Origin of the sequence: Zongyangia acetica (genome assembly GCF_038739695.1) — a bacterium.
Taxonomy (GTDB): Bacteria; Bacillota; Clostridia; order Oscillospirales; family Ruminococcaceae; genus Zongyangia; species Zongyangia gallinarum.
Window position 1 is genome coordinate 1 of record NZ_JBBEWN010000023.1, and the last position, 20,624, is coordinate 20,624.

Annotated in this window: 31 protein-coding genes; all 31 read right to left on the minus strand. The window is 47.3% G+C overall.

All coding sequences use genetic code 11. From position 1 onward, the window contains the following. Positions 1-281: BppU family phage baseplate upper protein (locus WGC32_RS14190; protein WP_342682828.1), on the minus strand; the 281-nt coding region annotated here is incomplete at its 3' end. Continuing rightward, complete coding sequence (locus WGC32_RS14195; RefSeq protein ID WP_342682830.1) at positions 271-2,535, minus strand: phage tail spike protein; 2,265 nt, start codon at positions 2,533-2,535, stop codon at positions 271-273. The genes WGC32_RS14195 and WGC32_RS14190, both read right to left, overlap by 11 nt. Further along, positions 2,532-3,242, minus strand: a complete 711-nt coding sequence (locus WGC32_RS14200) for a hypothetical protein (protein ID WP_342682832.1) — start codon at positions 3,240-3,242, stop codon at positions 2,532-2,534. Before WGC32_RS14200 ends, WGC32_RS14195 begins: the two co-directional genes overlap by 4 nt. Next, positions 3,239-5,641: a phage tail protein gene (locus WGC32_RS14205; protein ID WP_342682833.1), complete on the minus strand. Its 2,403-nt coding sequence runs from the start codon at positions 5,639-5,641 to the stop codon at positions 3,239-3,241. The genes WGC32_RS14200 and WGC32_RS14205 overlap by 4 nt, the downstream gene beginning before the upstream one ends. After that, entirely contained in the window at positions 5,631-5,804 is a 174-nt protein-coding gene (locus WGC32_RS14210) for a hypothetical protein (RefSeq protein ID WP_342682835.1), read from the minus strand. Before WGC32_RS14210 ends, WGC32_RS14205 begins: the two co-directional genes overlap by 11 nt. Positions 5,805-5,839: 35 nt before the next feature. Continuing rightward, entirely contained in the window at positions 5,840-6,220 is a 381-nt protein-coding gene (locus WGC32_RS14215; protein ID WP_342682837.1) for a hypothetical protein, read from the minus strand. A 4-nt stretch (positions 6,221-6,224) separates the two neighbouring features. Further along, positions 6,225-6,791 carry a major tail protein gene (locus WGC32_RS14220; RefSeq protein WP_342682839.1) on the minus strand — a complete coding sequence of 189 codons (567 nt, stop codon included), beginning with the start codon at positions 6,789-6,791 and terminating at the stop codon, positions 6,225-6,227. 2 nt (positions 6,792-6,793) lie between these two features. Continuing rightward, positions 6,794-7,105, minus strand: a complete 312-nt coding sequence (locus tag WGC32_RS14225) for a hypothetical protein (protein WP_342682840.1) — start codon at positions 7,103-7,105, stop codon at positions 6,794-6,796. Beyond that, a complete protein-coding gene (locus WGC32_RS14230) occupies positions 7,102-7,479 on the minus strand; it encodes an HK97 gp10 family phage protein (RefSeq protein WP_342682841.1) in 378 nt (125 codons plus the stop codon). The genes WGC32_RS14225 and WGC32_RS14230 overlap by 4 nt, the downstream gene beginning before the upstream one ends. After that, positions 7,479-7,781, minus strand: coding sequence for a hypothetical protein (locus WGC32_RS14235; RefSeq protein ID WP_342682842.1), 303 nt, complete (start codon positions 7,779-7,781; stop codon positions 7,479-7,481). Before WGC32_RS14235 ends, WGC32_RS14230 begins: the two co-directional genes overlap by 1 nt. Continuing rightward, on the minus strand, positions 7,774-8,052 hold the full coding sequence (locus tag WGC32_RS14240) for a head-tail connector protein (protein WP_342682843.1): 279 nt from the start codon (positions 8,050-8,052) through the stop codon (positions 7,774-7,776). Before WGC32_RS14240 ends, WGC32_RS14235 begins: the two co-directional genes overlap by 8 nt. Positions 8,053-8,057: 5 nt before the next feature. Beyond that, complete coding sequence (locus WGC32_RS14245) at positions 8,058-8,300, minus strand: hypothetical protein (protein WP_342682845.1); 243 nt, start codon at positions 8,298-8,300, stop codon at positions 8,058-8,060. A gap of 65 nt (positions 8,301-8,365) precedes the next feature. Further along, on the minus strand, positions 8,366-9,490 hold the full coding sequence (locus tag WGC32_RS14250; RefSeq protein WP_342682847.1) for a phage major capsid protein: 1,125 nt from the start codon (positions 9,488-9,490) through the stop codon (positions 8,366-8,368). Between the two features lie 2 nt (positions 9,491-9,492). Continuing rightward, positions 9,493-10,131: an HK97 family phage prohead protease gene (locus WGC32_RS14255; RefSeq protein ID WP_342682849.1), complete on the minus strand. Its 639-nt coding sequence runs from the start codon at positions 10,129-10,131 to the stop codon at positions 9,493-9,495. After that, entirely contained in the window at positions 10,121-11,299 is a 1,179-nt protein-coding gene (locus WGC32_RS14260; protein ID WP_342682851.1) for a phage portal protein, read from the minus strand. Before WGC32_RS14260 ends, WGC32_RS14255 begins: the two co-directional genes overlap by 11 nt. A 272-nt stretch (positions 11,300-11,571) precedes the next feature. Beyond that, the gene (locus WGC32_RS14265) at positions 11,572-13,218 is read right to left on the minus strand and encodes a terminase large subunit (protein ID WP_342682852.1); all 1,647 of its coding nucleotides are present in this window, start codon (positions 13,216-13,218) and stop codon (positions 11,572-11,574) included. Next, a complete protein-coding gene (locus WGC32_RS14270) occupies positions 13,211-13,552 on the minus strand; it encodes a hypothetical protein (RefSeq protein WP_342682853.1) in 342 nt (113 codons plus the stop codon). The genes WGC32_RS14265 and WGC32_RS14270 overlap by 8 nt, the downstream gene beginning before the upstream one ends. A gap of 272 nt (positions 13,553-13,824) precedes the next feature. Beyond that, complete coding sequence (locus tag WGC32_RS14275; protein ID WP_342682855.1) at positions 13,825-14,115, minus strand: HNH endonuclease signature motif containing protein; 291 nt, start codon at positions 14,113-14,115, stop codon at positions 13,825-13,827. Positions 14,116-14,243: 128 nt separating this feature from the next. Continuing rightward, positions 14,244-14,462 carry a hypothetical protein gene (locus WGC32_RS14280; RefSeq protein ID WP_342682856.1) on the minus strand — a complete coding sequence of 73 codons (219 nt, stop codon included), beginning with the start codon at positions 14,460-14,462 and terminating at the stop codon, positions 14,244-14,246. Further along, positions 14,446-15,546: a DNA-methyltransferase gene (locus tag WGC32_RS14285; protein ID WP_342682857.1), complete on the minus strand. Its 1,101-nt coding sequence runs from the start codon at positions 15,544-15,546 to the stop codon at positions 14,446-14,448. Before WGC32_RS14285 ends, WGC32_RS14280 begins: the two co-directional genes overlap by 17 nt. Positions 15,547-15,721: 175 nt before the next feature. Beyond that, positions 15,722-16,123 carry a hypothetical protein gene (locus WGC32_RS14290; protein WP_342682858.1) on the minus strand — a complete coding sequence of 134 codons (402 nt, stop codon included), beginning with the start codon at positions 16,121-16,123 and terminating at the stop codon, positions 15,722-15,724. 12 nt (positions 16,124-16,135) lie between these two features. Further along, positions 16,136-16,483 carry a hypothetical protein gene (locus WGC32_RS14295; RefSeq protein WP_342682859.1) on the minus strand — a complete coding sequence of 116 codons (348 nt, stop codon included), beginning with the start codon at positions 16,481-16,483 and terminating at the stop codon, positions 16,136-16,138. A 68-nt stretch (positions 16,484-16,551) separates the two neighbouring features. Next, positions 16,552-17,148 (minus strand): nucleoside triphosphate pyrophosphohydrolase family protein, encoded by a 597-nt coding sequence (locus WGC32_RS14300; RefSeq protein ID WP_342682860.1) that lies wholly within the window; start codon positions 17,146-17,148, stop codon positions 16,552-16,554. Continuing rightward, on the minus strand, positions 17,141-17,665 hold the full coding sequence (locus WGC32_RS14305) for a hypothetical protein (protein WP_342682861.1): 525 nt from the start codon (positions 17,663-17,665) through the stop codon (positions 17,141-17,143). The genes WGC32_RS14300 and WGC32_RS14305 overlap by 8 nt, the downstream gene beginning before the upstream one ends. Next, complete coding sequence (locus tag WGC32_RS14310; RefSeq protein ID WP_342682862.1) at positions 17,665-17,961, minus strand: hypothetical protein; 297 nt, start codon at positions 17,959-17,961, stop codon at positions 17,665-17,667. The genes WGC32_RS14305 and WGC32_RS14310 overlap by 1 nt, the downstream gene beginning before the upstream one ends. A 320-nt stretch (positions 17,962-18,281) precedes the next feature. After that, positions 18,282-18,443: a hypothetical protein gene (locus WGC32_RS14315; RefSeq protein WP_342682864.1), complete on the minus strand. Its 162-nt coding sequence runs from the start codon at positions 18,441-18,443 to the stop codon at positions 18,282-18,284. 2 nt (positions 18,444-18,445) lie between these two features. Beyond that, the gene (locus tag WGC32_RS14320) at positions 18,446-18,703 is read right to left on the minus strand and encodes a hypothetical protein (protein WP_342682865.1); all 258 of its coding nucleotides are present in this window, start codon (positions 18,701-18,703) and stop codon (positions 18,446-18,448) included. 13 nt (positions 18,704-18,716) lie between these two features. Continuing rightward, entirely contained in the window at positions 18,717-18,998 is a 282-nt protein-coding gene (locus WGC32_RS14325; protein WP_342682868.1) for a hypothetical protein, read from the minus strand. Next, positions 18,964-19,308, minus strand: coding sequence for a hypothetical protein (locus WGC32_RS14330; RefSeq protein WP_342682869.1), 345 nt, complete (start codon positions 19,306-19,308; stop codon positions 18,964-18,966). The genes WGC32_RS14325 and WGC32_RS14330 overlap by 35 nt, the downstream gene beginning before the upstream one ends. A 306-nt stretch (positions 19,309-19,614) precedes the next feature. Beyond that, positions 19,615-19,917, minus strand: coding sequence for a hypothetical protein (locus WGC32_RS14335; protein ID WP_342682871.1), 303 nt, complete (start codon positions 19,915-19,917; stop codon positions 19,615-19,617). 15 nt (positions 19,918-19,932) lie between these two features. Continuing rightward, on the minus strand, positions 19,933-20,624 hold a 692-nt coding region (locus tag WGC32_RS14340), incomplete at its 5' end, for a YdhT family protein (protein WP_462933646.1).

The following is a 20,624-nucleotide window of genomic DNA, read 5'->3' on the forward strand; positions in this document are numbered from 1 at the left end:
ACGTCACAACAAGCTTTTCCAGCTTCCGCCAACATCTGCTGGGTCAAGGTCACAACGACTTGGTTGTCGCTAATTTCCGCGTCATCCAGCACATTGTCGCCGGACTGCGGCTTTCTCATGGCGAATCTTGCCACAGCGCCGCTTGGGATGGTGTAGGTAACGCCGTTATCCATGAGGGTAACGGTCAAGGTACGGCTGTTCTGGTCTCCCTGTTTGGCGTATACTGGTACGATCTGCGTCTTTCCTGATAGATCAAGGGTTATGCTGTCGTTAATTTCCATCCGCGTTCACCTTCCTTTTCAGTTCATCAATTCTCGCGGATAATTCTTGGATCGCTTTGCTTAGGTAAGGAATGATCTCAAGCTGTTTGATAGAGAGTACCCCATCCTCTCCCTCGTGCACCAACTCAGGAATAATCTCCTGAATTTGCTGCGCCACATAACCTATAGCTTGATGCGATCCGGTTTCTTTCCAGTCGAATTGTTTGTGCTCTATGGCGTTTATTTTTTCAAGAGCTTTTACATCCGTATCCCTAACGTTTTCTTTTAGCTTAATATCAGATTGGTTGAGGATACTGTTCCCGCTCATATTAAGATTCTTATAAAAAATAATTTCTGAACTGCTAAAATTCGCCAGAGTAATTGTTGTGTTCGTTAGGGAAATTCCATATCTTGAGGCGATAATGAGGTCATCCCCAACGCCTCCAGCTATGTAGCGATAAGTAGAAGCGATATTGATATTGTAATTGAAAGTAGCGCTTTGATTAAAAGTGGAAGGCGCTATAACATTTAATCCTTTACCAAAAACCCTAGTAATTCCCGTTGATGAGTCAACTTCTACTCCGTTCGCCCCTCCGCCGTAATCTGCGAAAAGAATTATTTTATCCGACTGAAATGATATTCCTTTTCGGTTATTCTCCGCTACGTTTGTCACAAGCGGACAGGTTATAACCGCCCCATCGTCGTTACCTGCGATTCCAATACGATATACGGATAGGATATTTTCGTTAAGTTGGTCTTGTATGGTTAACGCCGCATAAGATGCACTCTGTTCTGATGGCCCAACAAAAACTTTATAGTTTGGATAACTAGCAGAGACCAGGTTTGAGGCTGCGATCTCCCCGGTATCCAAATTAAAATAAACCGTTGGGTTATTTAATCCAACTAGTATCCCGCTCTTAATAACATTAGCGCTCATCTGTCCTGCTGTAATGAAGTTGGCCACAATCGCCCCATCCTGGGTGATGGCGGTATCATAGGGCCCGTTATATCCGCTGGAGCTGTGACCGAATCCGCCGTTATTCCACCGCCATACATTCTGTGCCGTCTTAATGTCGGGGGTGTCCAGACTCACCGTTTCCATCCAGTTGCCGTTTTCATCCTTTACCGCCACCATATACCCGCGCCCGTTGGTGATCCAGTTGGTGGCATTATTCACCGCGTTTAAAAATGCCGAGGACTCCGGCAGCTCCTGGATTTCTTTTCCCTGGTCATAGATCGTGTCGGCTATGTTTGTGCGGGCGTCCCCCAGCTCAATACTGGTGTACCGGTCAAGAAGAGCGTCATATTCGGTTTTGACGCATTTTGCCTTTGCGGAAACTCCCAAAGTCTCGTACTGTACGGTAACCGTATCGCATAGGCCGACTCTTTCGAGCAAGGCCAGGTCTTTATATTCCTCTGTCTGGTCAAGAGGCTGAAAGGCTACTGAGATGCTCACTGTCGGAATTCCTATGTCGTTGTCATCAACATATTTTTCCGCCCGCTCTCTCAGCTGTTCAACGGTAGGCTGTTCCTCAAAATCTGACGACAAATCCAGAGGGATAATCCGGGTAAAATTATAAGTCCCTGGCGCATCAACAATCTTTTCCGGAAGTTCTACTAGATTACCGTCGCTGTCTTTCCAGTATGGATAAACTCCGGTGGCGACATTGGAGATATTCTCGTCCTGTTCTAGGTCGGTTAAATTCTTCCCATACCGGATGATGACGCCGTTATCCGCTCCTCTGGCACTCCACAGCCGGACAGTCCATCTGTCCCACTCATATTCACCGCCGTATACATCCAGCACAGACCCGGCATTCCCTCCAAGTATGGAACGGGTAGAGGAAGGCACCTCTACCGTCATGGTGGCCGCTGTTTCCTTATCTGTCCAAAAGGTAAAATTACTGTCCACAGCCGCGCTATTTTCAATCTGAAGCATAGCGGCCGACGCACTTCCCGCTGTAAAAGGAGAAACAGGAATTCCCGAAAGGTCATAGGAAATATGTTCGGCATAGACAGTCACCCTTCCAGAAAGAGGTTTTGTCATCCGGTAAATCCGGAATGGCTGCGGGGACGCGTAGGGATTTGGCTTGCAATAAATGATCCTACGGTTGGTGATTTCCTCATAATGGATACCGGATATTGGGTATTCCAAAGTCAGTTCAAACGCGCCGTTTCTCTCCTCTGTGACGGTGCAGGAGATAGCGTCTGATAAAACGCCTAGTCCGTTGGAATCAAATGTCAGTTCAGATGCATCAAATAAAATAGGATTCATATGGTCCACCACCTTGGCACAATTTCTACACCCGTAATGCCCCCGCTCCAGGAAACGACATTGTCCCCGCTTTCCAGCTTAGGGAATGGGCTAGCGGAAATAGTGCTGTTTTTATTCATGGTCCCTTTGTATGCGTTTTGCGTGTCACAATCAATTACCAGGGATTGATCTAAGGAATTGACCGTTACTGTATAGCTGCCAATCATAAGAATGCCCGGGCCGTTGCCATAGACCGTGATCAGCGGCAACGCAGGATAGTATGCGTTGTACAGTGTATCCCCGCTTTCTAGGGTGATCGTCCTTTCCCCGTCCTTCAGCCACCGCTGTGGCTTGGCAACGAAAGATAAGGTGCACTCAGCTGTCCAGTTGAGAAATTTTGTGTCAAAGTCCAAAGGGCCGGAAAATCTGGCCATGCGGAAAAAGTACGGATCATAGGTATCTTCCAGACGCTGGTATCCGCTGTGAGATAGCAACCACAGCCTAGCTGATCGGGCGTTGTCTATGAAGTCCCGTGTAATAAAGGCAGGGTATTCCACTGTAATATCAAAAAAACGGCCCTTGTCAATTAACAATGAGCCGTTCCTTCCTGGAATTTCAATGGTTTCTATATCTCTAGACGGGGCGTTAAATGTGCCGCCGCCCGATATATGTAAACCGAATTCACTGCTGTTATGGTCGCCGAAAATGAAGAAGTTTTGCCGGTTCACGCAAATACACTCCCCCTTCTTTGTACGGCGTTTTCAATTTCAACCGCAATTTCTTCCGCCAATTCGCGGGCACTTTGTCCGCTGCCGTTGATGTACACGTTGATGGAGCCGAAATTAGCGGTATTACTGGTTTGATTGGTCAAGGGCCTCACCACCGCCTGATTTCCCATCATGGTTAAAAGTTCCGGCCCGGCTTCGCCTACAATGGCAGAGCCTTCAGACAAGATACCGCCTTTTGCAAGGTAAGGGATTGATGGGATATTTGGAATATTAAAACCCCAGGTTTGTCCGCCGATGAGAGGTACCCAATCTGGGATCGTCACGGATAATGAGTTGATACCATTGATCGCCCAGTTGATAGCGCTAATTAGGCCGTTGATAAGCCCGATCACTCCATTAATCGGCGCTTTAGCCAGTGCGACCAAACCATCCCAGATTCCGCCAAAAATATTTTTTATTCCTTCCCACGCGCGTTCCCAATCGCCAGTAAATACCCCGGCAATAAAGTCGATGATACCGCTAAATATCTTTTTAATCGACTCCCAGATGTTTTGGACATTCTGCATAAACGCATTGATCACGTTTCCGAAAACGCCAAACTGTTCTGTCCAGTCCTTCGCGAATATTCCACTGAGCCAATCATTAAACTTCTGAAATATCTCCGTTACCTTGCTAATTGCCGTAGACGCCGCCTCTGAAAAGAAAGTAGTAATGGAATTCCACGTGTTTTGGAAAAATTGTGCGATGGAATTCCAAATATCCGTGAAAAACTGAGCGACGCTTGACCATAGGTTGCTCCACCATTCCGGTATCCCGCTAAACCATTCCACTACTGCGTTCCATGCATTAGGTATGGTTTCTGTGAAAAAGTTTACGATGGCGTCCCATGCGGCTAAAAATATTTCGCTGATCTTGTTCCACAGATTGATCCAGAATTCCCTAAATTCCTCACAATTATTCCAAAGATAGATAAAACCAGCTGCCAGGGCGGCGACGGCAGAAACAATCAGCATAATAGGGTTGGCGTTCATTACCGCGTTAAGCGCTGCCATAACGCCCTGCCCACTTTTTATTACATTAAAAAACGTAGTAAAGCCTGTAACAAGCGAGCTAATCATACCCGCGATTTTAAAGACGGCGAGTCCAGTTCCAATAGCGAGCAGCGCCGCTACTACAGCATCCTTATTATTGAGTACAAAATCTATAAGTTTTGTGACCGCGTCAGTAATCTGTGTCAAGATCGGCAAAACCTGCTCCGCCAGCTCAGCCATGCTGTCCTCAAAATCAGCGTTGGCCTGGTTGTTTTCCACCAAAGCCTCATTATTTTCCTGCCAAGCCTCTCCCGCGGCGGCAAGCCCCTGGTCCGCCATCGCCTGCATCACTAGGTTGGCCCTCTCAGCGTCGCTTCCCGCCTGCTGCAAGGCCAGGTTGAAAAAGTCCTCCGCTGTGGTGGCGTTGTTTACCGCGTCGTTCCATTCTTTATTCGCCTCGGTGTTCTCTTTGAGCTTGACGCCGAAGGTTTCCCCTTCTTTGCTGCCCCAGTTAAGGACATCCGCGAAGGTTCCTGTTACCTGCCCGGCCCTAATAGTTTCGTTGATGGACTCGGCTAATCCGTCAATCGGAATGGAATCGCCATACTTCGCCCATGCGCCGACAGTAGCGTTTACAAGCTGATTCAGATTGCTTTGTTCCAATCCCAAGGCTTGCAGGTTCGCTGTCGTGGTGGCCGCGGTCTGGTTGTCTCCTAATACACCAGATAGGGCACGGTAAACTTCTTCGGTTTCCGCCGCCGAATATCCCGCCTGTTGGCTTGAAACCTCAAGGCTACCCATAATGCGCATATATTCTTTGGAATCTTCCGCCGCGTCCTTAAGGCTGCTGGCTATTCCTTTAACGCCTTCTACAATGGCGTCCGCTTTCAGCATATCCCCGAAGGTGGAAGCTTCTTTCCCGGCGTCCTCTAAAGCGTCTCCTGCCTCTTTGGCAGCTTGTCTCACTTCTTCTACCGGTTTCTCATCAATGCCATTGAGGGCATTTTCTGCGTTTTTAGCTTCGGTTCTCAGGTTTCCTAGTTTTGCCTCAGTTTCAATAACTTCCCGCTTTAAGGCGTCATATTTGTCTTTTCCAATATCTCCCCGCTGAAACTGCGCTTGAACCTGCTTTTCCGCCTCTCTTAAAGCATCGAGTTTCTGGTCGGTCTGCTCTACTTCCTGATTAAGGAGCTCATACTTTTGACGAAGCAACTCGGTATTCCCAGGATCAAGCTTCAACAGTTTTTCCACGTCTTTTAATTGGGACTGCGTGCTTTTAATTTCTTTGTTGACGCCAGACAGCGCTTTGGACAGCCCTGTTGTGTCACCGCCGATTTCAACTGTGATACCTTTAATCCTATCCGCCAATCCTACCACCTCCCGTCAAGAAATTTTTTAGTGTCCCAGGCGTTCCCCGATAATCATATTTTTCTCGGTCGTTTGCTCTCTCAATGAGCATGTCATAGATCATGCCCATGGTCATGTCGGCTAAATCTTCCCTGGAAAGCCCCAGTTCTGCACAACGGAGCATAAAAGTTGCCCCGGTTTCTTCTCGTACCGTGGGCCTTATTTTTTTTTAGGTTTTGCGGTGGTTAGGTTGTTGAACTGCCATAATTCAAGAATAGATGGCAGAATTTCATAGATTGAAAACGTTGCAAAGCCATCTAACCACTCGTCTGTGGTTCCAGGAATAGAAGAGTCGTATTGTTTCGCCATAATATAAGCTACATTTTCAAAAATCTCCAAATCCATCACAGACAGTTGGGCGTCCTCCAAGTCCTCTTCTGTGGGGTTTTCCTTTGCTTTCACAGCCTTATCGAACGCTCTTTTCAACTTGGATATATCCTGTACAATATCTCTTCCGATCTTGTGCCGGTAAAGGCGCGGGGTCAGGGCCGTAGCCCTGAAACCCACTTCCTTTCCGTCAATTTTTACCACCTTGTCCATCTGGTTAACCCCCTACGCCAGTAGAATCCGTAAGCCACACATCGGTATACCAGGAATTGAGCACCGTGGACGGTGTATCGTCGCTGGTATAAGCCATAGTCCGCCCGTCGCTCAAAGGTGATGCCGTGACGCTGACTGTCTGGGTCTGCGGCTCCGTGGTCTCTGTCGTGGTCGCTAAAGACCGGGAGGGCCTGGTGCAGGTGCAGTTATATAGGACATATTTTGTGCCTGTTGTATCGCCCTCTTCTTCAAAGAGCAGCGCAAACTGTTTAGGCTGGGTAGTCGCGTTTTCGGTGATAACCTTGTCATTTGTGCTTTCGGTGTATCCGAAAACATCCTGCAAAAACTGGGCCGGAAATAGCGCCATCTCCAGGTCTCCGGTATAGCCGTTATTTGCGACGGTTACAAAATACTGCATATCGTCCGCATAAAACGGGCTTGTATCACCACTTGCTTCCAAAGAAAAAGACACCGCCCCGGGGATGGGGACTGGCGTCTCGTAGGTGGGTGTATCGGCAGTCATGACGGCATAATGCACGTTCTTGATACCGAATTTTACTTTATCGGCCATTTTCACACCTCTATTTCATAGATAATCTGGTAGCATCGTTCTGTATCGATGTACTCCTCTGTTTTTTCCCAAAATAAAGAGGACAAGGCTTTTTCTACCTTGCCCTCTGCATCTGGGTCTTTTAACTCTGTGTAAAGCTCAATCTGGATATGGTTGATAGGATGATATACCACGTTGTCCGCGCCGAAATTACCGCTGTAAGCCACCAAATAGCAGATATAGGGCATGGGCGGAGCTTCTTTCTCTGGCCATGCGCGGTAGGCAACCGGGATGCCCGTAGTCTCAAGCAAAGCCTTTACTTCTTCCAACGTCACCCTTTTACCACCACCTTTACCTTTTTCAGAAGCTTTTCTTCCGCGCGTTTTTCCGCCGGGCGGATGTGCGGCTTTCCATCCACCCGCCCGCCTCCGCGTTTAGCGTGTCCATATTCTAACAGGTGGGTCAGCTGATAGTCTGTCCGGTTGCGGACGACAACACGGATATCGCTTTCGCTTTCATATGCCGTTTTCGCCTGCCAGCCTTTGCGGTAAGAGCCAGTCAAAACCGGGCTGTTTTGCTGGATTTCTTTTTTGCACTCTTTGGCAACAGTCTTGACCTCCTGTTTAAGCCCGTCTGTCACTTCCTGGCTATACGCGGCAAGTTCACTGATAACAGCGTCCGCTAAATCGTCAATTTTAATACCGCCCATCAGACGCCCGCCTTTCTCTCAAGGTAAAGCTCGATGAACTCATTCTGCGCCAGGTAGGTCCTGTAGATGCCATAGCGTACACCGTCTAGCTCCGCGATCCTCTCGCCGTTATAGTCATAAACAAACATGGTGGCCCTGTATTCTGGGTTAAGGCCAGCCCGTCCGCCGTCAAACCATTCAGACGCGGATACGCTGGATAAATTGCAGTATACATCCCGTCGGGTCTCGGTAGGAATAAGCTGGCCCAAAGCGTCCGGCTTATAAGCTTCTTCTATTAGGGTGAGGACTTTCGATCTATCCATCATCCTGCCCCCAATCGGTATAGCCGGTAGCCATTTGAAGCTGGGCCTTCTGTTCGTCGTAGGCAGCCTTTAGGCGGTCGTAGTCATCGGCTTCGCCAAAATTCGCCTTACAATAAGTGATGACGGCACGAATAATCAGCGGGTCTTCTTCCGCCAGCGTAGTAACCCCAGCAATGCCAAGGTCAGCCAGCGCGGCGGAAATCAAATCTTCAATCTCGCTGTCAAAGGCCGTTGTTTTAATCCGCAGCGCCAGCTTGACCTTTTCAAGCATTACGGTCAACCCCCTTTCTTTCGAGCTGCCATCCTTGTGGATGCCGGGATTACAGCGGATGTCGCCGCGCTGAGCACTTCGCCTGTATATTCTCCCGTTCCAGTCGCTTTAACTTTGATGTATTTTCCGTTTTCTCCTTCAGTCAGCATATAGCTGCTGTTGGTCGCGTCAGCAATATCGAAATAACTTCCTTCCTCTTCGGTGGCGCTCTGCCACTGGTAAGAAGCCGTTGCGCCTGCGGGCTCCACTGACGCCGTCAAGGTCTCCCCAACCTGAGCTGTCCCGCTAATAGACGCGCTCTCAAGCTGGGTGGTTACCCCCCCACAGTCACCGTCAGCAGCGCGAAGGAATCGGGATCAATCAACGCGCCGGAACCACGAGCATAACCGGAGTAAGTGGTCACATGCTTCTTGATATCCTTGTCGCTTTCAATCATGATATCCTGAATCATGTTATACACCACGCGCCGGGCGTCACCGATCAGGATTACATTATCCGCCACCGAATCCTCTACCTTAATCTGAGCGCCAAGAATAACACCTTCCTGTCCCGCCTGCGCGGAGGGCTGGAAGATCGGGCGGCCAGTGGTGTCTACCATGCCCACCAAATAATTATAAATAGTGGCGCGGGTGGCGTAGACTGTAACCGTACCTACCCGCTTGAGTTTACCGAACAATGTTGCCAACTCTTTGAAGGTCAGCGTGTTATTCGCCGCGCTGTTCACTTTATTCCCACTGGTCATATCGGTACCGATCTGGGCAATTACATCATCGGCCAGTGCATCGCCTAAGCTTGCGCTGATCTCATCGATTAGGTACTGCTCCAGCGCGTCAATGCTCATGCGCTCCATGGCGTAGGAAATATCTACATGCTTAGAGAAGTCTTTTCCAGACAATGTAACCTTAACAAAGGTGTTCTGTTCATCGTCGTTAGCAGTATTCTCTGCAACTGTCTTGGCCGCGCCCTGTACAATAGCGGTGTGTTTTACCACCTCTAGGATAGTACCTGTACGATAGATGGTAATATCACCCATAATGGCATGGCGCTGAGAAACCAAGTCCCAAATGGTGTTAAGCATGGTGGTCGGCAGAACGGCGGATGTATTGGTGGTGGTGTGTACGAAAGCCGCCCGCTCTTCCTTGGTCATTTCCATGCCAAGAAGGTTTTTCAGGAAAGCGTTGCGATACTCTTTTGTCTCCGGCCCATAGGAACGCTCTTCCCCTCCCTCAGGAGAGAAACGTTTCATAACTTCGCCCGTAACGCCGGACGCTACCTCAGCTTTGAGCCTACTTCTTTTTTCCGCGTCTTCTTCCAACTGCTTTTTCTCCGCTTTTAGCTTGCGGACTTCCTCAGTCAACGCGTCAATGTCGGATCCGTCGTTATCCATCTCGGTGGCAATGGCGGACAGCCTGGCCGCGATTTCTTCAAGTCTGTTCATTGTCAAACCTCCAGTAAAAGTTTTAATTTCTTTTTTGCCCGTTCCAGTCGCTCCGCCTTGATTTGCTCAATCACTCCGTCGGCAAATCTCCGGGCACTGATCGACGTCATGCCGTTTGCCGGGATGGACACGGCGCTGACGTCGTACAGCTTTTTGATTTTGGTGATGGTGCGCACGACCGTGACCTTGTCAGTCTCATGGTCGCGCAGTGTTTCCCTCTTATCCTCAGCCACAACAAAGGCAAAGGACATCTTGTCGGTGTAGCCGCCCTTGATCTCCTGATAGAGTTGGCGTCCGATCTCAGTTCCGCTAAGATTTGCTGTGATCTTTAGGCCAATGCTATCTACCGTCAATGTCAATGTGCCGTTTTTGTTGCGGGCGAATACACGGCCTTCATGGTCATATTGCATGATAACGTCCGACATATCGCACCCATCAAAGGCATGGGTGTCGATCTGTTCGATGACCTTGTAGTCGGCGGCGTCATAGAGCGTATACGGCTGATTAAATGTGGTGGCATAGCCCTCCACAATCATGCTTGTTTCATCGTTTTCGCCATCCCTAATTTCCATGGTCATTGCGCGGTATTCGCGCCCGTTCTCCATGCGCTTCAGCTGTTTGTCAGTCAATTTAGGTTCCACTGGTAAGATCATCTCCTTTCTTTGTCACGGTGTTGCCGGGTCCCAACAGGTAATACTCCCCTCGGATGGTATATGCCTGTCCTTGTCCGTCAGGCAACGGAGGAAGGTTCCATATTTCCCGGATTTCGTCCCGGTTCATAATTCCCCGATCGGCCATCTGTGCAGAAACATTGAGCTTTTCCGTGTTGCTCATGTACTGCAACCGATTGGCCGTGGCCATTAAAAAAGAGCCGGAGGCCCGCTCCCGCTCTGTGAAAAACATTTTTGTGGATACATCCGAAAATTGAATCGCAAAGGGTTCAATTGCCCCCTCATAGAATGCACTCCACGCATCGCCATAGGCTTTGTTTTGCAGTATATCTGCATTGACGCCAAAATAATCATATACATTGCTTTTTATGGCGTTCATCTGTTCCGCGTCAACTACAAATGGCGTGGACTTAATCTGTTGGATATCCGAATAGGTATTCGGGAAGAGCAGCACGCCTCCCTCTCCTTGAAGGTTTTCCCTTGTAAAGCGCTTTCTCTCATTGGCCAAATCCTCAGGTTTCGTAAAATTGTTTAGCTTAGCCATAAAGCGAAAGGTTGCCGAACTTTTTACGCCCTCGGTAATCCCCTGGTTTTGTATGTTGATCAGCTCCATTGTTGGGGTTAGGGCCATATTGTTTTCCCCGAAGAAATCATCTGTATATTGGAATTTTGTCATAATCCCACATGATTCCAGCTCTACCGCCGCATGCTCTCCGTTGCGGAATTGATATCTTAGCCACGGATCGCCACTCACATCGATGATTTCGCACAAGGTGGGCAAGACCGGGTACATTCCCAAGGGCTCCCCCCAATCATCTTGTACCGGTACGATAAACGCTGTATTCTGCACATCCAAAATGGTGGAAAGACGATAAAGGAATTGCCCCCAGGTCTGCCATTCGTTGGGGCCGGTTCGCAGCTTTGTTTGAAGCTTTGGTTTTCCACTTCCCTGAACAGCAACGTTTAATTTGCTGATATGAGTTGCCCTTGCGTGAATGGCCGCGCGGACAAGCTCACTTTCATAAATCCTCCCGCCCCATGTTGTAAAAATCGGGGTATATGCGGTCAATGTCTGAAAAAAACCGTCCGGTTGCCCTTGCGGTTCCGGACGTTTGAAAATCTTAGAAAATAGCCCCACCTGTTTCACCTCTTTTCTACTCGCTCATTCCCTCAACGAAGACCTCACCGAATATGTGAAAATTCTTTGCATGGCGAATGTCTCTAGTAAATCCGCAACAGTCTGTGGCTTTGCATTCTTTACAAGCCCTCCGATCACATTCATATAGTATTTTCGGCTGGTTGCTTCTCAGGTTTTCTATAGCCGTAAGTAAAAATGGTACACATTCTTTTTCAGGGCCCCTGTTTATACACCAACCAGAAGCAGAAGGACATATATCGTAATATTGACAGTTACTCATTTTTCAGCTGCTCCCCTATCTCGGCATAGTATTTTTGTCGAACGGTCATGGCGTCCAGCAGGGCCGCGCCACCATCGATGTGATCGTTAACGCTCATTTTTACCAGCTTGCTTCTCCCGCTTTCCGCTTCGCTTTTTAAAGCCATGTTGAGCAGGTGTACTTTCATCAAATCATTATCCCCAATGTTGAAAACACCATCCTTCATCTGCCCTTCTACTTCCCGGATGACCGGAGTCAAATTATAGCCCTGGAAAACATCGTCCATATGGAAGCCATATTGTTTCATTTCCTGCACCAAATATTGCGCCGTATACCGGTCATAGCCTACTTTTAGCGGGTATATTTGATATTCTTCCACAAGCATCCTAAACCAATGAAAGCAGTCATGATAATCCACAAAGTTGTCCCCTGAAAGTTGGAGTATGCCGCGCTGTACATAGGCCGCATATGGCAATCCATCCCGCGCGGTAGCCTCTGCCAGCTTTTCTGCTGGTAGAAAAAACTTTGCAAATACATAGAGCTTCCCGCTTTTTTCAACGACAACTGTACAGGCTGTTAGGTCTGTAGTACGGCTCAGGTCAACTCCGCCAACACAATAGGTATCTCGGAAATCTTCCAATTGCAGCGGCTTCCCTTCCGCCTTTTGTACTGCCTGGGTTGAGAGCCACGCCTGCGAACTATTCTGCTTAATATTGCAATATTTGGTGAGAAATTCCGCCTTTTTAGAAAGACTTCCTTCCGCAACCGCAATTTCTTCCAGCAGATAATCAACCGATACAGAAACACCTAGGTTCGGATTGCTTTTTTGTAATTCGTTGATGTCATTCCATTTGTCTATATCATCAATCATATAGAGAAATGGAGCCAGCCTTCTTTCCTTGGAATCTCCCAGTAAAAAACGGGTGGAACGCTTGATTAGTTCGTCATAAATTCCCTCGTTGATATATCCTGATGTGGAGATAGACAGGATCAAAGGCTGTTTCCTTGCGCCTAACGCTGATTTCATAACCTCATATTGTTTAAGCCCATTATCTCCTGGCCAGCTTGCGATTTCATCGCATACCGTTAAATGGGGGTTGAATCCATCTGCCTTTTTCGCATTAAAAGCCAGCTTTTTGACGCTGCTGTTCGTGCTCTCTATGTAATAGTCGGATTTTCTTCGTTTGATGAGAGCCGCCAGCTCCGGCTCCTTTTGGATGGTCTGCCAAAAAGCAGAGTACACCAGATCGGCCTGGTCAAGTTTAGGGGCAACGCAAAAAACCTTTGCTCCATATTCTCCGTCCAGAAATACGCAGTAAGCAATAATAGCAGCCGCGAAAAGGGATTTTCCGTTTTTACGTCCGATAATAACCACAACTTCCCGAAACTGCCGCAACCCATCTTCGCCCACAACGCCAAAGATAACCGACACAATCGCCTTTTGCCAAAGCTCCAGCTTCAACAGATCATCTCGACCCTCGCAGTGATGGCAAAAGCTTTCGATAAACCGAATGCTCTTGTTGGCCTTTTTCTGCGCAAAGAAAAAGGACTGGTTTTCCAGTCCCTTAACGATATACTCAAAGAATAGTCTGATCCATTTACCTACGATCACGCTTCCTTCCTGTATCGCTTGATAGTAGGCCAAAATATAATTATTCATCCTTCATCATCTCCGATAATTTCCCCTCCGTCTTTGGAGGCTTACCGAGTTTTTCAATGATTTCAAGCATTGTTGAAAGTGTGCGGTTCGCACTATCAGAATGCTTTGGCAGTTCCCGGACTAGGGGGTGGGAATAAATATTTTCTCGCCCTTTAACATACTCCTTTGAAGCCGTCAGTTCATCCTCATCATCCAAAGTATCGCGTATCCTTTGAATGACCCGTTGCTGAACCGAAAACTGTTCTGCCGCCTGCAAAAACAACGCGTTTTTATCCACGCCATAAATCTTGGCCATTTTGATTAATTCTGTGTATGTCTTACTTTTTCTCGCCATAATGTCCCGCCTCCTTTCCAAAAAATACCTTGTGTATTCGAGAGGGGAAAAATAAAGGCCACCCACCGGTCTCCTGAGCCCCTTTTAAAAATCATGATAGGGGGGATATCGCCGCGAAATCTTTTTGATTCTTTCACAAACAAAATAATTTTCGCATCGGACGAATATTGAAACAAAATATTTTTCTCCGTCTGAATATATTTCTTCTTTTACAAGCTCCGCCTCTTCGTATGGACACCCCTCGCATTCGGCGTGCTGAATATAATCTATCTTCATATGATCTTAACCCTCCCAAACTCATCTACTTTATAGCGCTTTAATCTCCCGTGTGCTTTGGCATGGCAATCCCTACACAACAGTTCTAAGTTATCCCATGATAATGCTACCGTTGGGTCTGTAATGTTGTCTGGTGTCAATTCCTTTTTATGGTGGACAATTTCCCCGGCTTTATATAATCCTTTCCGCAAACACGCTTCACATAGCCCCCCTACACTTGCGGCATATGCGCCGCGTGTGTGTTGCCACGCCTTTGACTTATAAAAGTTTTTAGCAAATTCTTTCATCTTTTCTCTCAAACAAAAAGGGCCAACACTGATCTGTGCTGACCCTTAAAATATTTTTGAAAATCTTTAAGTTTATTGCGGAATACATCGCCAAGGCCGGGGAGGAATAACCCCGGCTTTCTTTTTGGCTAAATCTTCGTGTTTCCCTCTTTCCACCTCAGCATCTGGCATAGGGACCACCTCAAGTCCCCTTCCTCCCGGCTCAGTATCATGAATCTTCTCCATAAAGCGGGCTCTCTTTCCCACGGGTCTTTCTTCGGCAGTTTTGCCTGTAGTTCTTCCCGGCGGGCTATCACCTGACCAAGGGATTCTTGATATTCTTTGATTAGCTTATCTATATCCTGCATGGGTCACCTCTGGTTTCTGGGTATTTTGTACGGCTATTTCAATTCGCTGTTTAGCTATATCAAAGTAACCTTTGTCTAACTCCACACCGATGAAGTCTCGGCCCATGTTGACACAAGCAACGCCCGTTGAGCCACTGCCCATGAAGCAGTCTAGCACCGTTCCGCCCGGTTTACAGCTTACTCTAATCAAGCGTTCCAGTATTTGAACCGGCTTCTGGCAGGTATGAAAACGATGATTACTTGGAACCGGAGGAACATGCCAAGTGTTACAGTGCATCTCGTCGCATCGGTGATAGTTTCGCATTGCTTCATACTCTTGGCGCATTGCTTCATACTCTTGGCGCATTGCTTCATACTCTTGGCGCATTGCTTCATATCCGTGGCGGCCGTTTGATGTGTAATCAAACCCCAATGCCTCGTATACGCTCTCGAAAACCGTTTGCGTCGGTATTTCAAACTGCGAATCTTTGAAATAGTGGTGCAGCATGTATGGCTTTTTCCCGGTGACCTCCGTGTATTTTTTCGCTATGTCGTCGTCGGTTAGCCCAAGCCGTTTCTTTTCCGTGGTATACCACTCTTTTAGTGGGAGAAAACACTCTGGGTTGCTCATGATGCGGTCAAGCCCTGTGTGCTTCCAACTTGCGCCCGCATCTTTCGGCGCATTGAAAAAATGAAGGCAGTATTCGCAGACGTTGAACCAAGAGCGCAACGCAGTCTTTCCATCCGCATTCCGCTGATGCCACGATTGGGCCCGATAGGAATCTCCTTTGTCCCAAATGCAGAACGAGACAAACGCAAGGCTGGTTTTCTCTCGTATGTCCTCCATTAGTTTGGCTATCTGTTCCATATCGTTATGCCAAAAATACAGAACTCCATTAGGTTTGAGCTTTCTGGAGCAAAGTTGTATCCACTCCACGCACCAGTCAATATATCCATCTGTCTTGTCCCAAGCATTTGCGGTTTTTTTCCCATTTTTTTGTGTTGTCACACCTATGTTGTACGGAGGGTCAGTCAGCACCATATCCACACTGCTGTCAGGGATGTCTTTCATCAGTTCCAGACAATCGCCTTGTAACAATTTCATAATAGCACCTCTTATTAAAATTCGTCATATTCTGGGCATAACGAAGCGCCCACCAGTTTTCCGGCAGGCGCTCTCTAAAAAGGAGGGAGAAGGAATGTGTGAGGGTAGGGTCTTTTCCTTAGAACCCTATATTATCATTTTAAACCCTTTTTTCGGGAAAAAGGTGCCATCTTTTCTAAATCTCATGAAGATTTTGTGCCAGCCGAACAAGGAATTTTTTTCGGTATCGCTTCATTGTTCGCTCTGAGATGGGTAGGTTTATGTATTGCATTGGCTGGTGCTCAAACAAATTCTGCTTGATAAACTCCTTTTCCCAGTCGTCCTGGCACTCGCACCAAGCTTGTTCTACCGCCCTGATCCTTTCCTCATTCTTTTGCTGCCGGATCATAATGCGCTCCGCCTTGCGGGCTGTTGGGTTCCCGATCCCGTTTCCTCTGGGCTGACCATCTGGGCAATGTCCAGCATGGATGATCTCGTCTTCAATCTTTTTCCTTCGCCTTAGCATTGTGTAATATCCTTTTGCTGTCGCCAGGCATCTGCTGTAAACATCGTCGTCCAGTTTCACATTCCTGGTCACCCCATCACCCTCCTAACGGTATGCGTTCCTGAGATTGTATTTTTCCCGGATGTACCTGCTTTCCTCTGAACTCAGGCCCTCAATCCGCTTCTTTGCCCTCTCCGACTCCGACATAACCTGCCTTGTGGTTTTGAAGAACTTGCACCATTGACAGTCAAGCCTTTCTAGGGCCACGCATTTCCCGCAGTCCCAAAAGGCGCATACTTCCGCTTCTGCCTTGCGCCATTGCCTTTCATCCGCCGCCAGGTGGATGTCCTCTCCATCTAGAAATTTCTCTGACAGCTTCATGCATTCCGGACATAAGTCTTTGGGATTTCCCGAATAAAGCGGGATCAAGACGTCACCAACCCGAATCAACATAACCCCGTTGGTTCCTTTATACGGCTCATACAAAGTCCCGCACCTATCACATTTTCTCGCTGAGGCCACTATTCTCCCTCCAATCTCTCTTTTAGCCTCTGAAGCTTCCTCTTCATCTGCATCTCCACCATATCCTTGCAGTTGTGGAGGATCGTCATCTGCTCCAGCATAATCTTCACATCTGCGATCTCTTCCGCTATGGCGTCTGTGTTGTCCTCTCCTCTGGCTTCCTTGCACAATTCCTTTTGCAGCTCTGCCATCTCTTCGAACATCATCCTGGTTTGGTTCTCTTTGCCCCATTTATTGAGGGCGGATTTATAGATAAGTTGCTCATCGTCAGCTGTATCTAAATCCATCTTTGTGCCGCAGTTGGGGCAGTGATTGTACTTTGGTTGTTTGTCTGGGTCGTCGTATTCGTCATTTAATACGCATTTACACGTAGAGCAACGCCACCCCCATTCTCTTTCCCATCCGTCAATGGGTGTTCCGTTTTTTTCGTCAAACCATTCCCACCTGCCATGTACTACCGGCGCAACGTCTGCGGCTGGAAAATCGGCTATAGTTTCTGTCATACGGCAATTATGGCAAGTACCGTCATATGTCCTTTCGCAGTTATCACGGCACAGCTCATCTAACAGAGTTTCTCTATCAATGTATTCAGCCATCCTTTTCTCCTTTCAGCGCTGCCTCGGCGGCTTTTCGGGTGAGGAATACGGTTTTACCAAGCGCCAAATCCCAACGAACCTTTTGCGTTGTGCCCCAGTCGCAATCAATATCTGCCCAAATTCTTGGTGTTGTATATCCGTTCACATGAAACTGACCGACTCTCTTTTCTATAATTTCATTGCAAAACATCATATATACTGTGCTACCGACTTCGCACGGCAGCACCACACACCTTCCTCCCCGATCAGCTTCTACCAGCTCACGAAGGCGATCAAGCGGAATATCTTTTGTGATCTCAAACCGCTTTGCCACTTCATCCCGCATGCTCATACGCTGATTTATAATTACTCGCAAGCGGTCCAGGTCGTAGTCGTCGCCCAGGATATCCTCAATGGAAGAAAGGCGCTCCCACAGCCTCCGTTCCGTACAAGTACCTCTCTCACAAAATGAGCCGCCTGGCGTCAACTCGCACTCTATGACGTCGCAGAATTTCCCTTCTTTTGTCAGCCTCTCCATCACCTGTCCTCCTCTAGCAACCAATTATCAAATTCCCAGCATCTATTATGCGGGCCGCGTCTCGAGTTACATTCATAACGCCTGATGCAAGACCAACAATCGCCGCTCGTTCGCTTAATTAAGGTATCCCTCTCACTCTCCGCCTTCTCCGCTCTGGCCTCCGCCTCTTCTGAACGGGCAAGTAGGTCGGTGATGGCGTAGGCGGCTTGCTCATACAACCCTGAATGTTCACCGAGAGACGACCCGTTTTTCATTCCACGCCTCTCTAAATTCTCAATCAGTTCCTTGTAGTCCATGTCAGTCCTCCTCTGCCGGCTGGCGGAGCCAATCAATCATCCCATTGTGGCCTGTATGGCAATGAGGTTCTGCTTTACATCCATCACATGGATGTTTACTTGAATTGCAAGACCTGAAATCGCACAGGAATTTTCCGAGTTCTTCATCACTCATGGCCCGAATGCGGTCGGCGTTTGTGATAATCTCAGGGTCGTTGTCAAGCCCGTATGTACCACGTAGGGCGGCACAAGCCGATCCCCGATATGTCACGGTGCATTTTGCGTATGCTGGACCTCCTGCGGCATTGTTCAACCGTTCTATTAGGTCTTTGTAGTTCATGTCAGTCCTCCAAACATACAATGAATTCACCTATTTCTTCGATACTGTCAATTTTTTGTTCCGAATAAATAATATCGTCCTCATACATAGATTTTTCCTTTGCTTCTTCCAACGAGTCTGCATCAACGTAATGAAATCCGCTAAATGACACCTTGAATTTCATAGCTAGTTCTCCTTTACATTGTCAATCACAATCTGTATGATTGCATTTTTTAGAATGCTCTTGCTCACCTCTCCAACTACAGGCATTCTTTCTTTAAGCGAAATATTATAATATTCACCATTTCTAAATTCCCATTTCCCGTCAATCTCTTCAATGATATATCCTCGTGTCGCTTTGCATTCACCCTTACTTGTTCTTGCAGGCGCAATCGGGATGAGATATGATCGCCTAGACACAAATGGGTTTTTGTAAATTTTCATCCTATTACCCTCTTCACTGATCAACCAAATCTTTTTCAAAATATTTGATAGCTTTTAATATCCATTTAGTTCTACATGCTGGACAAAGATCCATTAATGTTGGCCCATAGTCATACTTCACTGTCAAATCAATCTCTATTTTAATATCTGCGTCTGAATTTATTGGTAATATGGCAGTATTATACTTGTTAGCGTTAAAGAACACACACCCTTTGGAGTTGGTTTCAATATATTCATTTGGAAGTTCTTGTCCGCAATCATCACAAACGAATTTTGTCTCTACTTTCTTCATCATTCAATTTCTCCAATTCTCTTTCCAATGCATCCAGCCTATTTTCGTCCGTTTCAATAAATAAGATGTCGCCTTGATATTGCGCGTCTTTGCTATATGCGCACATTCCGCATCCCATGCTTCTAGTAGATGGCCCGGTAAGCTCTAAAATATCGCTCTTTTGAATCTTGTCGATTATGTCATCCTTGCTCCAATCGGCTCCGACTAATCCAAACCAAGGATTGTAAAATGTATGTATTAATTCTCCATCAGGTAAAATTGAGATTGCTTGTTCCTTTGTGATGTATGTTTTCTTTGTCATTTTACTCATCATTCTTATCCTCCGATAAATATTCTCCACCCCATTGTTCAGCCATCGCTTTTGCTAACCCATAGAAGGTTTTTGATCTGTTTTTTCTGTCTGTCTTTCCCACCTTGCATAAACCACGTCCCAGATTCATGACATCCACATTTTGGACTTACGATATTTGTAGGTTTTAATAAAGGCAGTCCTTTTAGCCATAATCTAGTTTTTTTCTGTACTGGGTGCCCAAACATCCACGGCTGTACTTCCTGGGTATATGGAGGCATATTGTAAATTCTGCTGGAAACCGGATTCTCTACGCAGATATGTTGACAATCAGCATTCAAAAATTTTAAAAAAAAAATCTTTTGCCTCTAACCCCTTTTTATAACGTTCTTCATTTAATACTCCACCTTTAAATAAATGTCTTGCTCCTGCATTTGATAGATATGTACATGGTGGAAATGCCAATATGATATCCCACCGTATTTTTAACATTTCCAGCGCATCACATTGTAAATGCCATTCTGGATGTCCTCCAGAGCAAGGCTCTATATCACAACTATACGCTTCATGCCCTAGTGCGCGAAAAGCTTTGCAAACTTCCTGTGATTCTTCGCAAGCTACAAGTACTCTCATTCATCCTCCCGTCTCTCAATCCTCGACTTCTTCAACCTTGCCGTTTTTCAATATATAGAACGTATCCTCCTTAATTTCAACTCCATCTACACGTACAGCTTTTACGTCAAGAATGTGCATTTCTTCATCTCTCTCAGTAAGCACGATCCAACATCCAAGCGACCCTTTCGCTTTGCTCTGGTAGCCAGTTACAATCGCTATACTATCTTTTCCTTTAACTGTAGCCGCTGACCGGTGGCCCGTATTGGTAGCCGCTGACCAGTCGCCCGTATTGGTAGCCGCTGACCGGTCGCCCGTATTGGTAGCCGCTGACTGGTCGCCTGTATTGGTAGCCGCTGACTGGTCGCCTGTATTGGTAGCCGCTGACCAGTCGCCTGTATTGGTAGCCGCTGACCGGTGGCCTGTATTGGTAGCCGCTGACTGGTAGCCTGTATTGGTAGCCGCTGACTGGTGGCCTGTATTGGTAGCCGCTGACTGGTCGCCTGTATTGGTAGCCGCTGACCAGTCGCCTGTATTGGTAGCCGCTGACCAGTCGCCTGTATTGGTAGCCGCTGACCGGTGGCCTGTATTGGTAGCCGCTGACCGGTGGCCTGTGTTTGATTCTTTTGCGTTGTTCCAATCAACTTTGTCGAGAATAAATTTCACACCCGCCGCAATAAGTCCAAGAAGTCCAATCTCGGCTTCGATACGTATATGTTTACCAACGC

What these genes read in the sequence shown, in the direction of transcription:
- WGC32_RS14195 (WP_342682830.1), bottom strand. Translation starts at nt 2,535, where the DNA reads ATGAATCCTATTTTATTTGATGCATCTGAACTGACATTTGATTCCAAC.
- WGC32_RS14210 (WP_342682835.1), bottom strand. Translation starts at nt 5,804, where the DNA reads ATGCTCCGTTGTGCAGAACTGGGGCTTTCCAGGGAAGATTTAGCCGAC.
- WGC32_RS14215 (WP_342682837.1), bottom strand. Translation starts at nt 6,220, where the DNA reads ATGGACAAGGTGGTAAAAATTGACGGAAAGGAAGTGGGTTTCAGGGCT.
- WGC32_RS14220 (WP_342682839.1), bottom strand. Translation starts at nt 6,791, where the DNA reads ATGGCCGATAAAGTAAAATTCGGTATCAAGAACGTGCATTATGCCGTC.
- WGC32_RS14230 (WP_342682841.1), bottom strand. Translation starts at nt 7,479, where the DNA reads ATGGGCGGTATTAAAATTGACGATTTAGCGGACGCTGTTATCAGTGAA.
- WGC32_RS14235 (WP_342682842.1), bottom strand. Translation starts at nt 7,781, where the DNA reads ATGGATAGATCGAAAGTCCTCACCCTAATAGAAGAAGCTTATAAGCCG.
- WGC32_RS14240 (WP_342682843.1), bottom strand. Translation starts at nt 8,052, where the DNA reads ATGCTTGAAAAGGTCAAGCTGGCGCTGCGGATTAAAACAACGGCCTTT.
- WGC32_RS14250 (WP_342682847.1), bottom strand. Translation starts at nt 9,490, where the DNA reads ATGAACAGACTTGAAGAAATCGCGGCCAGGCTGTCCGCCATTGCCACC.
- WGC32_RS14265 (WP_342682852.1), bottom strand. Translation starts at nt 13,218, where the DNA reads ATGAATAATTATATTTTGGCCTACTATCAAGCGATACAGGAAGGAAGC.
- WGC32_RS14270 (WP_342682853.1), bottom strand. Translation starts at nt 13,552, where the DNA reads ATGGCGAGAAAAAGTAAGACATACACAGAATTAATCAAAATGGCCAAG.
- WGC32_RS14275 (WP_342682855.1), bottom strand. Translation starts at nt 14,115, where the DNA reads ATGAAAGAATTTGCTAAAAACTTTTATAAGTCAAAGGCGTGGCAACAC.
- WGC32_RS14280 (WP_342682856.1), bottom strand. Translation starts at nt 14,462, where the DNA reads ATGCAGGATATAGATAAGCTAATCAAAGAATATCAAGAATCCCTTGGT.
- WGC32_RS14285 (WP_342682857.1), bottom strand. Translation starts at nt 15,546, where the DNA reads ATGAAATTGTTACAAGGCGATTGTCTGGAACTGATGAAAGACATCCCT.
- WGC32_RS14295 (WP_342682859.1), bottom strand. Translation starts at nt 16,483, where the DNA reads ATGTTGATTCGGGTTGGTGACGTCTTGATCCCGCTTTATTCGGGAAAT.
- WGC32_RS14300 (WP_342682860.1), bottom strand. Translation starts at nt 17,148, where the DNA reads ATGGCTGAATACATTGATAGAGAAACTCTGTTAGATGAGCTGTGCCGT.
- WGC32_RS14305 (WP_342682861.1), bottom strand. Translation starts at nt 17,665, where the DNA reads ATGGAGAGGCTGACAAAAGAAGGGAAATTCTGCGACGTCATAGAGTGC.
- WGC32_RS14310 (WP_342682862.1), bottom strand. Translation starts at nt 17,961, where the DNA reads ATGGACTACAAGGAACTGATTGAGAATTTAGAGAGGCGTGGAATGAAA.
- WGC32_RS14315 (WP_342682864.1), bottom strand. Translation starts at nt 18,443, where the DNA reads ATGAAATTCAAGGTGTCATTTAGCGGATTTCATTACGTTGATGCAGAC.
- WGC32_RS14320 (WP_342682865.1), bottom strand. Translation starts at nt 18,703, where the DNA reads ATGAAAATTTACAAAAACCCATTTGTGTCTAGGCGATCATATCTCATC.
- WGC32_RS14325 (WP_342682868.1), bottom strand. Translation starts at nt 18,998, where the DNA reads ATGATGAAGAAAGTAGAGACAAAATTCGTTTGTGATGATTGCGGACAA.
- WGC32_RS14330 (WP_342682869.1), bottom strand. Translation starts at nt 19,308, where the DNA reads ATGATGAGTAAAATGACAAAGAAAACATACATCACAAAGGAACAAGCA.
- WGC32_RS14335 (WP_342682871.1), bottom strand. Translation starts at nt 19,917, where the DNA reads ATGAGAGTACTTGTAGCTTGCGAAGAATCACAGGAAGTTTGCAAAGCT.